Source organism: Limnohabitans sp. YIMB22184 (assembly GCF_048020265.1).
In the GTDB taxonomy this organism is placed as follows: Bacteria; Pseudomonadota; Gammaproteobacteria; order Burkholderiales; family Burkholderiaceae_C; genus Limnohabitans_A.
Genome location: NZ_CP171843.1, coordinates 1,502,074 through 1,514,902 on the forward strand (window position 1 = coordinate 1,502,074; position 12,829 = coordinate 1,514,902).

Annotated in this window: 11 protein-coding genes and 1 tRNA gene; 4 read left to right on the plus strand and 8 right to left on the minus strand. The window is 61.6% G+C overall.

The window, feature by feature from the left end; translation table 11 throughout:
• Window positions 1-3: 3 nt before the first annotated feature.
• From dapE to ACHEXL_RS07090, 3 genes are all read left to right on the plus strand, one after another.
• The gene (gene dapE, locus ACHEXL_RS07080) at window positions 4-1,185 is read left to right on the plus strand and encodes a succinyl-diaminopimelate desuccinylase (protein ID WP_416561258.1); all 1,182 of its coding nucleotides are present in this window, start codon (window positions 4-6) and stop codon (window positions 1,183-1,185) included.
• Window positions 1,186-1,264: 79 nt separating this feature from the next.
• Window positions 1,265-2,134: a 50S ribosomal protein L3 N(5)-glutamine methyltransferase gene (gene prmB, locus ACHEXL_RS07085; protein WP_416561259.1), complete on the plus strand. Its 870-nt coding sequence runs from the start codon at window positions 1,265-1,267 to the stop codon at window positions 2,132-2,134.
• Between the two features lie 138 nt (window positions 2,135-2,272).
• Complete coding sequence (locus ACHEXL_RS07090; protein ID WP_416561260.1) at window positions 2,273-4,294, plus strand: ABC-F family ATP-binding cassette domain-containing protein; 2,022 nt, start codon at window positions 2,273-2,275, stop codon at window positions 4,292-4,294.
• A 61-nt stretch (window positions 4,295-4,355) separates the two neighbouring features.
• Here ACHEXL_RS07090 and ACHEXL_RS07095 read toward each other — a convergent pair whose 3' ends face one another.
• The 7 genes from ACHEXL_RS07095 to tolB all read right to left on the minus strand — a co-directional run bounded on the left by ACHEXL_RS07095 (window position 4,356) and on the right by tolB (window position 9,386).
• On the minus strand, window positions 4,356-4,607 hold the full coding sequence (locus tag ACHEXL_RS07095) for a hypothetical protein (RefSeq protein ID WP_416561261.1): 252 nt from the start codon (window positions 4,605-4,607) through the stop codon (window positions 4,356-4,358).
• A gap of 92 nt (window positions 4,608-4,699) precedes the next feature.
• A tRNA-Lys gene (locus tag ACHEXL_RS07100) sits at window positions 4,700-4,775 on the minus strand.
• Between the two features lie 45 nt (window positions 4,776-4,820).
• Window positions 4,821-5,609: a tRNA threonylcarbamoyladenosine dehydratase gene (locus tag ACHEXL_RS07105; RefSeq protein WP_416561262.1), complete on the minus strand. Its 789-nt coding sequence runs from the start codon at window positions 5,607-5,609 to the stop codon at window positions 4,821-4,823.
• A complete protein-coding gene (locus ACHEXL_RS07110) occupies window positions 5,606-6,730 on the minus strand; it encodes a YeeE/YedE family protein (RefSeq protein WP_416561263.1) in 1,125 nt (374 codons plus the stop codon). Before ACHEXL_RS07110 ends, ACHEXL_RS07105 begins: the two co-directional genes overlap by 4 nt.
• 10 nt (window positions 6,731-6,740) lie before the next feature.
• On the minus strand, window positions 6,741-7,514 hold the full coding sequence (gene ybgF / locus ACHEXL_RS07115) for a tol-pal system protein YbgF (RefSeq protein WP_416561264.1): 774 nt from the start codon (window positions 7,512-7,514) through the stop codon (window positions 6,741-6,743).
• A 5-nt stretch (window positions 7,515-7,519) separates the two neighbouring features.
• Window positions 7,520-8,056, minus strand: coding sequence for a peptidoglycan-associated lipoprotein Pal (gene pal, locus ACHEXL_RS07120; protein ID WP_416561265.1), 537 nt, complete (start codon window positions 8,054-8,056; stop codon window positions 7,520-7,522).
• Window positions 8,057-8,093: 37 nt separating this feature from the next.
• The gene (tolB, locus tag ACHEXL_RS07125) at window positions 8,094-9,386 is read right to left on the minus strand and encodes a Tol-Pal system beta propeller repeat protein TolB (protein ID WP_416561266.1); all 1,293 of its coding nucleotides are present in this window, start codon (window positions 9,384-9,386) and stop codon (window positions 8,094-8,096) included.
• A gap of 109 nt (window positions 9,387-9,495) precedes the next feature.
• Here tolB and msbA point away from each other — a divergent pair, with 109 nt between their 5' ends.
• Complete coding sequence (gene msbA, locus ACHEXL_RS07130) at window positions 9,496-11,289, plus strand: lipid A export permease/ATP-binding protein MsbA (RefSeq protein WP_416561267.1); 1,794 nt, start codon at window positions 9,496-9,498, stop codon at window positions 11,287-11,289.
• A 6-nt stretch (window positions 11,290-11,295) separates the two neighbouring features.
• On the opposite strand, the gene rng is transcribed toward msbA, so the two are convergent.
• The gene (gene rng / locus ACHEXL_RS07135) at window positions 11,296-12,768 is read right to left on the minus strand and encodes a ribonuclease G (protein WP_416561268.1); all 1,473 of its coding nucleotides are present in this window, start codon (window positions 12,766-12,768) and stop codon (window positions 11,296-11,298) included.
• Window positions 12,769-12,829: the final 61 nt, after the last annotated feature.

The following is a 12,829-nucleotide window of genomic DNA, read 5'->3' on the forward strand; positions in this document are numbered from 1 at the left end:
AGCATGAACACCACCACCCGCCCCTCCGTTTGCCACGACACCTTGCGCCTGGCCGAGCAGCTGATCGCCCGTCCATCCGTCACGCCAGAAGATGCGGGTTGCCTCGACCTGATCGCCGACGCTTTGAAGCCCCTGGGCTTCGTTTGCGAATTCATGGACTCCGGCCCCGAGACTTTCCGCGTGCGCAACCTCTGGGCCAAACGCGCAGGCACTTCGGGCCAGACCCTGGCTTTTGCCGGACACACCGACGTGGTGCCCACCGGGCCGCTCACGCAATGGGACAGCGACCCCTTCACCCCCACCCACAAGGATGGCAAGCTGTTCGGGCGCGGCGCCAGCGACATGAAAACCTCGCTGGCGGCGATGGTCGTGGCGGTGCAGGAGTTTTTGGTGGCCAACCCCAATCCGGCTTTGGGCATCGCCTTTTTGCTGACCAGCGACGAAGAAGGCCCGGCCCTTGACGGCACCGTGATCGTTTGTGAAAAGCTCCAGGCCCGTGGTGACGCGCCGCAGTATTGCATCGTGGGCGAACCCACCTCGGTGCAGCAAACGGGCGACATGATCAAGAACGGCCGACGCGGCACCCTGAGCGGCAAGCTGACCGTCAAAGGTGTGCAGGGCCACATCGCCTACCCACACTTGGCCGACAACCCGATCCACCGTCTGGCCCCCGCGCTGGCCGAGCTGGTCAGCATCCGCTGGGACGAAGGCAATGCCTTTTTCCCCCCCACCAGCTGGCAGGTGAGCAACATCCATGCGGGCACGGGCGCGAGCAATGTGATCCCGGGCGACTGCGTGGTGGATTTCAACTTCCGCTTTTGCACCGAATCCACGCCTGAGAGCCTGCAGCAGCGGCTGCAAGCCGTTTTGGACCAGCACGGTCTGACCTACGAGCTGAAATGGACTCTGGGCGGCCGCCCCTTCCTTACCACGCCCGGTACTTTGGTGGCCGCCATACAACAAGCCATCACCGACGAAACCGGCTTGACGACCGAGCTGTCCACCACAGGCGGCACGAGCGATGGCCGATTCATCGCGCAGATCTGTCCGCAAGTGATCGAGTTCGGCCCGCCCAATGCGACCATCCACAAGGTCAATGAACATGTGGCGTTGTCCGACATCGCGCCCCTGAAAAACATCTACCGCCGCACACTGGAACAACTCAACCTGGGCCTGTCGGCATGAGCGTTTGGCCCACCACGTGCCGCTCCATAAGCGCCTTTACCCGTCACTGCGAGCGAAGCGCGGCAGTCCTGGAGTCCCAATGCATCTGAACGAACTGATCGCGCAATCGACCGAGCGCCTGACCCAAGCCCAGCTCGCCTTTGGCCACGGCACCCAAAGCGCTTTTGACGAAGCCGTCTGGCTCGTGCTGTGGCGCTTGGGCCTGCCACTCGACACCGATCTGGACGAAGCGGGCCAGCAAGCCATAACGATTGAGCAGCAAGCGGCTTGCGCTGCGCTGATCGAGGAACGCATCACCACCCGCAAGCCCGCTGCCTACCTGACCCGCGAAGCCTGGTTACAAGGCGTATCGTTTTACATCGACGAGCGTGCCATCGTGCCGCGCAGCCTGATCGCCGAGGTGCTGGCCGACGGCACCATTGACGCCTGGCTGAGCGACCAGACCCGGCAAGTGCTGGACCTGTGCACCGGCAACGGCAGCCTGGCCGTGCTGGCGGCGCTGGCTTGGCCCGAGGTGCAGGTGACAGGGGCTGACATTTCAGATGACGCTTTAGCAGTGGCCGCCATCAACATGGCACGCCACGAACTGCAAGAGCGCGTATCGCTGGTGCACAGCGATGGCCTGGGCAATTTGCCCGGCCCGTTTGATTTGATCCTGTGCAACCCGCCTTATGTGTGCCAAGCCAGCATGGACGCCCTGCCCGCCGAATACCGCGCCGAGCCCGAACTGGCACTGGCAGGCGGCGCTGACGGCATGGACTTTGTGCGCCAGCTTCTGAAAGACGCCCCCTCGCGCATGAGCGAACACGCCCTGTTGGTGCTGGAGATTGGCAACGAGGTGGATCACTTCACCGCTGCCTTTCCCGAACTCGAAGTCGCCTGGCTCGACACCAGCGCGGGCGACGACCAGGTGCTCCTCATCACACGAGAGGCCCTGCTCGCTCTTTGACGCCATGCCCGCGCTACCTCTATCCATCCCACAGGCGCATCGGCGAAAATAGCCGGCTCTCGAATTTTCAAAGTAAGCGCCGACGCTGACCCTGCCCCTGCCCCACATTCCCGGATCGGTTCCGGGCAACCGCTTTCCATGATCAACCTCAAAAACGTCACCCTCCGCCGAGGCACCAAGGTGCTGCTCGACCAAGCCTCGGTCACCCTCAACCCGGGGGAGAAAGTCGGTCTGGTCGGACGCAACGGCGCGGGCAAGTCCACCTTGTTTGCGCTGTTCAACGGTAGCTTGCACGAAGACGGTGGCGACTTCGACATGCCCAAAGCCTGGCGCATGGCCCAAGTGGCGCAGAACATGCCCGAGACCGATCAGCCTGCTGCCGAATTTGTACTGGAGGGCGACACCCGCCTGGCCGAGTTGCGCCAGCGCCTGGTGGCCGCCGAGGCCAGTGGGGACGGTATGGAGATGGCCCACGTCTACACCGACCTGGCCGACGCGGGCGACCACGACGCCCTGCCCCGCGCCGAAGCCCTGATTTTGGGCCTGGGCTTTCGGGTGGATGAACTCAACAACCCGGTGAACAGCTTCTCGGGCGGCTGGCGCATGCGCTTGCAGCTGGCCCGGGCGCTGATGTGCCCGTCCGACATCTTGTTGCTCGACGAACCCACCAACCACTTGGACTTGGACGCCCTGGTCTGGCTGGAAGCCTGGCTGCAGCGCTATGCGGGCACCATGATCGTGATCAGCCACGACCGCGAATTTTTGGACGCGGTGACCAACGTCACGCTGCACATCGACCACGCCAAACTGACCCGTTACGGCAGCAACTACAGCGGCTTTGAAATTTTGCGCGCCCAGCAAATGGAGCTGCAACAGGCCTCGTTTGCCAAGCAGCAAGACAAGATCGCCCACCTGCAAAAGTTCATCAACCGCTTCAAGGCGCAGGCCAGCAAGGCCAAACAGGCGCAAAGCCGGGTCAAGGCGCTCGAGCGCATGGAAAAAGTGGCCCCGCTGCTGGCCGATGCCGAGTTCACCTTCGGCTTCAAGGAACCGAACAACCTGCCCAACCCAATGCTGGCCATCAGCGAAGCCAGCTTTGGCTACACCGTGGACGGCGAACCCAAAGCGATTTTGCAAGGCGTGAGCAAATCGGTGCTGGCCGGGCAACGCATCGGTATTCTGGGCGCCAACGGCCAGGGCAAATCGACCCTGGTCAAAACCATCGCCCGCACCATGCCGCTTTTGGCTGGCACGCTGACCGAGGGCAAAGGCCTGAACATCGGCTACTTTGCGCAGCAGGAACTCGACGTGCTGCACCCGCAGGACAACCCGCTGGAACACATGATCCGCCTGGCCAAAGAGCTGGGGCCAAACAGCGGCGAGCCCAGCCGCGAGCAGGATTTGCGCAACTACCTGGGCACCTTCAACTTCACGGGCGACATGGTCAAACAAGCCGTAGGCTCCATGAGCGGCGGGGAAAAAGCCCGCCTGGTGCTGGCCATGATCGTGTGGCAGCGCCCGAACCTTTTGCTGCTGGACGAGCCCACCAACCACCTCGACCTGGCCACCCGCGAAGCGCTGTCCATGGCGCTCAACGAGTTCGAAGGCACCGTCATGCTGGTCAGTCACGACCGCGCCTTGCTGCGTGCCGTGTGCGACGAGTTCTGGATGGTGGGCCGGGGCAAGGTCGAGCCCTTTGACGGTGATCTGGACGACTACCAAAAGTATTTGCTGGAAGAGTCCAAGCGTTTGCGCGAAGCAGCCAAAAACGCCGCACGTGACGCGGTGGTCACGCAGACAGTTCCAACCCAAGACTCTGCGGCTTCGACCCATGCTGCACCCGCAGCGCCAGTATCGGCCCACGTGGCGGCCGCTGCAGCCTCAGACGTCAGTAGCGCGGAACAGCGCAAACTTGACGCCCAAAAACGCCAGCAACTGGCGGCGCAGACCCGCCCCCTCAAGCGCGAGTTGGAACAAAACGAGCAACGCATGGCCAGCATCGAAGCCGAAAAACACCAACTGGAGCAGCTTTTGACAACACCCGTTTCGCCCGCAGAAATGGCCGATGCCGGACGACGACTCAAAGCCCTGGCCGACGAAGTCGCCACCTTGGAGGAGCGTTGGCTGGAATTGACGCAGCTGCTGGAAGTATCGGCCTGAGCCTGTTTGAGGCGGTCAAGGTCTGAGCTTGAAGACCGCTCAGCAGCGGTCACATGATCTTTTAGCCGCCAGTCACCGACCAGCCTGCGTGCTGGTCGGCCTTGTTGTTCTCGTATTCCCAGGCCGTGCCACAACGGTCACACCGATAGCGGGTGATGGTCACCTGTCCCGACTCGCGCTGCTCCTTGCGGTTGGCGCCTTGCACCAACTCGGCATGGCCGGGCGCACGGCGCCAGTGGCGCTGAATGCCCGAGCAAGGCTCGCACAGCACCATCTTGTTCAAGTCATCTTGGCGATTCGATTCGATGGTCATCTGCAGGCTCTTTCGGTGGAGTCAGGGTGCACAGCGCACGCCCATGAAAAAAGCACTTTGTACCGAGATACAAAGTGCTTTTTTACTTTTTCTGGTGGGACCAGCGGGGGTCGAACCCACGACAAACGGATTAAAAGTCCGCTGCTCTACCAACTGAGCTATGGTCCCTTTGCTTCAATGTTTGTGCACTGTAGCAAGACTCAAATTATAGCGTTATTTTTGGGCCTTCTGAAAGCCGGCGGACAAAAAGTTCAAAATTTCTGAGGCGGCACACATGCCAAAGGTGGCCGTCACGCTGACCACCGAACCATAGCCGTGGCAGTTGAGCGAACCATCGCCTTCGATCGCGCACGAGGCGTCGGGCGGTGCCACGGCTTCGCGGCTAAAAACCCCTTGAATGCCGATCCGCTTCTCGCCCTTGGCGGCGCCATGGTGTTTGCGCAAGCGATAGCGCACCTGGGCCAGCAAAGGATCGTGGGTGATCTTGGACAAGTCGTCCGCATCCACCTTGTGCGCCAAACGCTTGCCACCCGCGGCCCCCACCGTGATGAAACCCACTTGGCTTGCCAAAGCCCATTGGGCCATGGCCACCTTGGCTTTGACCTGGTCACAGGCATCGACCACGGCATCGGGCTGTGCGGGCAAAACGACGGGCCAATTTTCAGGGGTGACAAATTCATCGATCGCATCGACCTGGCAAGCCGGATGGATCAGGGCAATGCGCTCGCGCATGGCCTGGACTTTGGCCTGGCCCGTGGTGCTGGTCAAGGCATGGATCTGGCGGTTGATGTTGGACTCGGCAATGTGGTCCATGTCGATCAGGCTGAGACGGGCCACGCCGCTGCGTGCCAAAGCTTCGGCGACCCAGGAGCCGACGCCGCCAATGCCCACAACGACCACATGCGCTCGGCGGATATGTTCTGCGCCCTGCACACCGTACAGCCGTTGCAAGCCCCCGAAACGACGAGCCTCTTCGTCGGGCGCTAACGACAGCGGATTCATGCTTGCGCCTCGGCGCGGCGCAGCTGCCACTGCAAGGTGAGCACGGCACCCAACACGATCCCCAGGACCGCGATGAAACTGCCCAAACTCAAGGTGGACAAACCCGAGAGCCCCTGCCCAATGGTGCACCCCATGGCCATGACACCGCCCAAACCCATCAGAGCCCCACCACACACATGCCATGCCAGATCAGCGGTCTGCGTGAAGCCTTCCCATCGGAACGTGCCCTGCACTCGGGCACTGACAAAAGCGCCGACCAGCAAACCCAAAGCTGTGGCCATGCCTAAGGTCATGCGTTTGCTGCCGTCGCTGAAATACATGAAGGCGTCCAACCCATAAGCCACTGGCGCGGTCAGGCTCATCGACTCCATGCGCCCGCTGGCCGTGTTCAAAAACGTAGCTTCCAGCGTTTCGGGGTGCTCGGGCACAAAACCCATCACTCCACTGATCCACCACAGTGCTAATACCGCCGCACCCACGCCCACACCGGACAGAAGCGTCGACGTCGGCAACGCAGGGTCCGTTTTGAAAATCCAAAGCAACAGCAAGCCGCACACCACGCAGGCCGCGACCAGTCCAGCCTGCGGCAGAGTCCACCCCGTGCCACTGGCCAACCACTGCGCGACAAAAGGTCCGGGGCCTGTGGGCAGCTGCAGCAGGTCTAGGGTGTTGGCTCGCCACACCGCCGTCAGGCCACGCATGGCGGCCAAGGCCGATATGCCCATGGCCATCAAAACCACCAACGACTTCAAATTGCCCGCCCCCAAGCGGATCAGCGACTTGCTGGCGCAACCCGAGCCCATCACCATGCCGGAGCCAAACAACAAGCCTCCGAGCAACAAGGACAACCAAGGCAGCTGTGCACTGGCATAAATGGTGTTGAGCAGGCTGATCCAGCCCAAACCGGACATCAGCCCAAAACCCAAGATGGCCACCGCGATGGCCAGGGTCCACTGCTTGGCACGAGTTCGGTCCCCCATGATGACCCAATCACTGATGGCCCCCATGGTGCAGAAATGGCTGCGGTGAAACACCCACCCCGCCAGACCAGCCACCAAGATAGTCAGCCCCAGAACCCCATGACTCTGCTGCTGCAGCTGCTCAAGCGTGATCGCCACCATGCCCTGGCGCTCAGCGCAGACGCGTCAGCCGCTCACGGGCTGTGGCGGCTGTTTCAGAAGCCGGATAAGTCTTGATCAAGTCGTCCATGGTTTTGCGGGCCCCCTTCAGGTCCTTCAACTCGATCTGGACATTGGAGATGGCCAGCATCGCCTCAGGCGCACGCGGATGGGTAGGCGCCGTTTTCAGCATTTGCTGGAAATTCGCCATCGACTCCTTGTAGTCCTTGACGGCGTATTGGGCATTGCCCAACCAGAACAGGGCCGACGGCGTGTAGCCGCTTCTGCGGTAGCGCTGCACGAATTGACCAAGCGCCGACTGCGCAGCCGCAAAGTCACCCTTGCGGAAAGTCTCCATGGCCGCGTCATAGTCGCGTTTTTCGGCAGGCTCGGCCATGAACTCCTGGCCATCGAGCGTGACTTTCACAGGCTCGAAACGGCGCAGGCGCTCGTCCACACCCGTGGCCACATCTTTTTGGCGCATTTGAACTTCGGACAATTCGCGAGCCAATTGCTCTTGGGCTCCTCGGCCTTGGGACATCTCTGCCTTGAGGCCTTCGATTTGCCCTTGCAAATCCAGCAAAGCACGGCGCAGCTGGGCGTTTTCGTCGCCCAAGCCCTTGATGGCCGCATTCGATTGATCAACCCGCTGGCGCAAATCGAGGATGGCTTTGCGGGCTTCGTCGTCTTCAAAAAGACCTGCCTGTGCAGTGCCCAGCAGACCAGAGACCGCCCACACCAGAATCCAGCGGGACCAGGCAAGGCATGACACAGCGCGCGTGCTCATGGTGCTCAGTACCGGATTTCAACGCGGCGGTTTTTGGCCAGATCGGCTTCGGAGGAGCCTTGAGCGGCAGGCTTTTCTTTGCCATAGCTGACGGCTTCCAACTGGCTCTCAGGCACGCCCAAAAGGCTCAAGGCCTGACGCACGGCTTCTGCACGCTTTTGGCCCAATGCCAGGTTGTACTCACGTCCACCGCGCTCGTCGGTGTGACCTTCCAGATTGGCCTTGCGTTGTTTGTTGGCTTGCAAGAAGCGGGCATGGTTTTCAATCACCGGGCGGGCTTCGGCGCGAACCACAAAGCTGTCGTAATCGAAATAAACGACATGCGCCACACCCACGGGTCCGATACCGGAACCCGATTTGTCAACCACCACACCCGCCACCCCCGTTTGGGCACCACTTGGGTTGTTGCCGATGCCCTGTGTGGACACGCCAGACGATGTGGCCGACTTGTCCTCGACCGGCACGTCGTCCAGTTTCACACCAGATGCGCAACCAGCCAGCAGAGCTGCCAACAACATGCTGCTCAAAAATGTCTTCGTCATGATTAACCTCTTCAATTAAAAAATGGGTGTTCTAAATTCATTTGCGCACCGGGCCCCAATGAGGTTCCCGGATGTCGCCGCCTTGCCCCGCCAAGCGCGCCTTGACGCGTCCGTCCAGCGAAGTTGTCATCAAGGACTCGCGGCCTTGAAAGACCGTGGCATACACCAACATGCGGCTGTTGGGGGCGAAGCTGGGGCGCTCATCGGCCGATGTGTCGGTCAAAGCGGTGACTTGGCCCGTGGCCAGCTCCATCAGATGGAGGCGAAATGCACCACCCATGCGTGAGACATAGGCCAACCAACGGCCATCGGGGCTGACTGCAGGGGAGATATTGTAGGTGCCCGAAAACGTCACCCGCTCGGCGGGGCCACCTTGGGCCGGCATGCGGTAAATCTGGGGGCTTCCGCCTCGGTCGCTGACAAAAAACAGCGCCGCACCATCCGGTGAAAAAGCGGGCTCGGTGTTGATGCTGCCCGATTGGGTCAAGCGCCGAGGCTCACCCCCTTGCAGATCGATCCGAAACAGCTGGGAGCCGCCATCGCGGCTCAAGGTGGCGGCCAATGCTTTGCCGTCAGCGCTCCAGGCCGGCGCGCTGTTGGAGCCCTTGAAATTGGCCACAGCGCGGCGTTGCCCCGTGGCCAGTTCGTGCACGTACACCACGGGTTTGCGCTGCTCAAAAGACACATAGGCCAGCTGCGTACCATTGGGCGACCATGAGGGCGAGATGATGGGCTCGGGGCTGCTCAGCGCCGACTGCGCGTTCTCGCCGTCGGAGTCGGCAATCCACAAGGCGTAGCGGCCACCCGACTTGGTGACATAACTGATGCGCGATGCGAAAGCGCCCGGCGTCCCTGTGAGCTGCAAATAAACCCAATCGGCAATGCGGTGTGCAGACAAGCGAAGCTCTGCGGCGCTCACCGTGTCCTTGAAATCCCCTTTGTCCTGGCCTTTGACCACATCCCACAAACGGGCACGGACGTCATAACGGCCATCGGCCAGGCGGGTGACCGAGCCGGCCAACAAGGCTTCGGCCGACAACTGACGCCAAGGGCTCCAGTCGGGCCGGCTGTTTTCGTCCATCAAGACGCTGCCCGCGGGCAGCCCCTTGAACTGGCCACTGCGCTCCAGATCGGCTTGGACAATCCCAGCGAGCTTTTGCGGCGCAGTGGCTTCGCCCTTGAAAGGCACCATCACCACGGGCAACTGGGTCATGCCCACACCCGTCACTTCGACGCGAAACTGGGCCCATGCAGGCAGGGCCAGGGCACTCAGAACCAACAGCTTCAACAGCCAGGGCAAGCAGCCCGTGCGCAAAAAAAGAAGATTCATGTGGACAGGGTGATCGTTCAATACGGGAAAGGCGTGATCGTACACTGTAGAAACAGCTTTCAGCCCCTCGTGGGTCCCTTGCCTCTGCGGCCTTCCTTACAATTGAGGCATGAGCCTGCCCCCTCTCTCTTCCATGCCTGCATCCAGCATCCGGGCCCGGCTGCAACGACTGCTGCCCTATTTCGGAAATCAGAGAGGCATCTGGGCTGTGGCGATTGCGGGCACCTTGATGGCCGCCTTGACCGAGCCGATGATCCCAGCCTTGTTTCAGCCCCTGCTGGACAAGGGGTTTGCCGAAAACAAGCTTCCGCTTTGGGCCATTCCAGCCGCAGTGGTCGGCCTGTTCACGGTGCGCGGCATCGCTAACTTCATTTCCCAGTACGCGCTGTCCCGGCTGACCAACGATGGCATGGAAAAACTCCGCTCGCAGTTGTTTGCCCAGCTCATGAAGGCCGATTTGTCCTTGTTTTCCAAACAATCGGCCAGCGCCCTGTCCAACACCATTGTTTACGAAGTCCAAACCGGCGCCTCGCAATTGGTGTCGGCCGTCATTGCCCTGGCACGTGACGGCTTCACGCTGATCGCCTTGCTGGGCTACCTGATGTGGCTCAACTGGAAACTCACGCTGGTGGTGTTCACTGTGGCCCCGGGCTTGAGCTGGATCATCAAGGCCCTGAGCCGGCGCCTTTACAAACTGACCAAGGAAAGCCAGACCGCGACCGACAACCTGGCCTATGTGGTCGAGGAAAACGTGCTGGCGCACAGGGTGGTTCGGCTGCAAGGCGGGCAAGCGCATCAGATGGCCCGTTTTGGCCAACTGGCCAAGGTGCTGCGTCGGCTGGCACTCAAAACCACCGTGGCCTCGGCCGCCATGACGCCGCTGACACAAATCATGGCGGCTTTGTCTTTGTCCATGGTGCTGGTGATTGCGCTGTACCAAAGCCAGAATGGCGCATCGGGTGCCACCGTGGGCGGATTTGTCGCCTTCATCACCGCCATGCTGATGCTGGTGGCCCCCATCAAGCGCCTGGCCGAAATCTCCAGCCCCATCACCCGTGGCTTGGCCGCGCTCGAAAGGGGCTTGGCCTTGTTGCACGAGGCCAAAGAGGAAACACAAGGCGTCTTCAGCAGTGTCCGCGCCCAAGGGGCCATCGAGTGGCGTGGTGTGCATTTGCAGTTCAATCCCGAGGGCCAACCGGCCCTGTCGGACATCCACCTGACAGTCCAGCCCGGAGAAACCGTCGCCTTGGTGGGCACCTCGGGTGCCGGCAAAACCACCTTGATCCAGTTGCTGCCCCGCTTTGTGCAGCCCAGCGCAGGCGAAGTCCTCATCGATGGCGTACCCATCCAGGATTGGTCCCTGGACAGTTTGCGCCGTCAGATCGCCATGGTCAGCCAAGACGTGGTCATGCTCAACGACACCGTGGCGGCCAACGTCTGCTTGGGGCACGATGCCGACCCGCAGCGCATTCAGGCCAGCCTGGAAGCGGCCAATCTGTGGGGCCATGTGTTGCACATGCCGCAAGGCATGGACACCGAGCTGGGCCACAACGCCAACCAGCTGTCTGGCGGCCAACGCCAGCGCCTGGCCATTGCCCGCGCCCTGTACAAGGACGCGCCTATTTTGATTCTGGACGAAGCCACATCGGCGCTGGACAACGAGTCCGAGCGCCTGGTGCAGGACGCGCTGCAAAAACTCATGCAAGGCCGCACAACCTTGATCGTGGCGCACCGCCTGTCCACCATCGAACACGCCGACCGGGTCATCGTGATGGAGCGCGGCCGGATTGTGGAGCAAGGCGCACCCGCCGAGTTGCTGGCACGGGGCGGCGCCTACACCCGTCTGCACCACCGCGGCGAATGGACCAACGAAGCGCCCGCCCAGGCCAGTCAGCCCACCTGAGGTGCCTCAGAGCAGCACGATGTCGTACTGCTCCGGACCCATGGAAGCCTCGACCTGCAAGGAAATCGGCTTGGCGATGAAGTCTGACAGGCCCGCCAAATGCTGGCTTTCTTCGTCCAGCAGCAAATCGATCACAGCCGAAGTGGCGACGATGCGGAATTCGCGCGGGTTGAACTGACGCGCTTCGCGCAGGATCTCGCGCAGGATGTCGTACACCACCGAACGCGGCGTTTTGATGATGCCCTTGCCCTGGCAGCTTGGACAAGGCTCACACAGCATGTGGGCCAATGACTCGCGGGTGCGCTTGCGCGTCATCTCCAGCAAACCCAGCGATGAAAAGCCGCCCGCCATGGTCTTGACGCGGTCGCGCGCGAGCTGTTTGCGGAACTCGGCCAACACGGCTTCCTGGTGCTCGGGGCGGGCCATGTCGATGAAGTCGGCAATGATGATGCCGCCCAGGTTCCGCAGGCGCAATTGGCGGGCAATGGCCTGCGCCGCCTCCAGGTTGGTCTTGAAGATCGTGTCCTCGAAATTGCGCGCGCCCACATAGCCGCCCGTGTTCACGTCCACCGTGGTCAAGGCCTCGGTCTGGTCGATGATCAAATAGCCGCCCGATTTCAGGTCCACCCGGCGGCCCAGCGCCTTGGCGATTTCTTCGTCAATGGCATACAGGTCAAAAATCGGACGCTCGCCTTTGTAAAGCTGCAGTCGCTCGGCGGCTTTGGGCATGAACTCCTGGCCAAAGGCCTTGAGCTTGGCAAACTGCTCCTGCGAGTCGATGCGGATGCTTTGCGTGGCCTCGCCCACCAAGTCGCGCAGTACGCGCTGCAACAGCGTCAGGTCCTGATGCAGCAAGGACGCAGGCGGCAGGCGCAGCGAGGCCTCCTTGATGCGAGCCCAGGTCTTGCGCAGGTAGTCGATGTCGTCTTGCAGCTCTTCGTCGCTCGAGTCTTCGGCGTTGGTGCGCAAAATGAAGCCGCCCCCGGCCGGGCCTACCAATGACTGGACCCTTTTGCGCAGCGCATCGCGCTGCTCAGCCGGTATTTTTTGCGACACGCCAATGTGGTCGTCTTGCGGCAAGAACACCAGATGGCGGCCCGCGATGCTGATTTGCGTGGACAGACGCGCACCCTTGGTGCCCATGGGGTCCTTGATGACCTGCACCATGATGGCGCGGCCCTCGAACACCTGTTTTTCAATCGGCACCAGTGGCTGGCCCGTCCGCGCAGCGGCCGCCTCGCCTTCGGCATGCTTTTGCCAGACATCGGCCACATGCAAAAAAGCCGCTTTGTCCAGGCCAATGTCGATGAAGGCCGACTGCATGCCAGGCAAAACGCGGGCCACCTTGCCCAGGTACACATTGCCCACCAGGCCGCGCTCGAGCGTGCGCTCGACATGCAGCTCCTGCACCGCGCCAAACTCCACCACCGCGACCCGGGTTTCCTGGGGCGACCAATTGACCAAAATATCTTGTTGCATGGTGGGCATCAGAGGAGGAAAAGTGAAAACAACTCGGAAAAAGACACCGCGCCATCAGCGC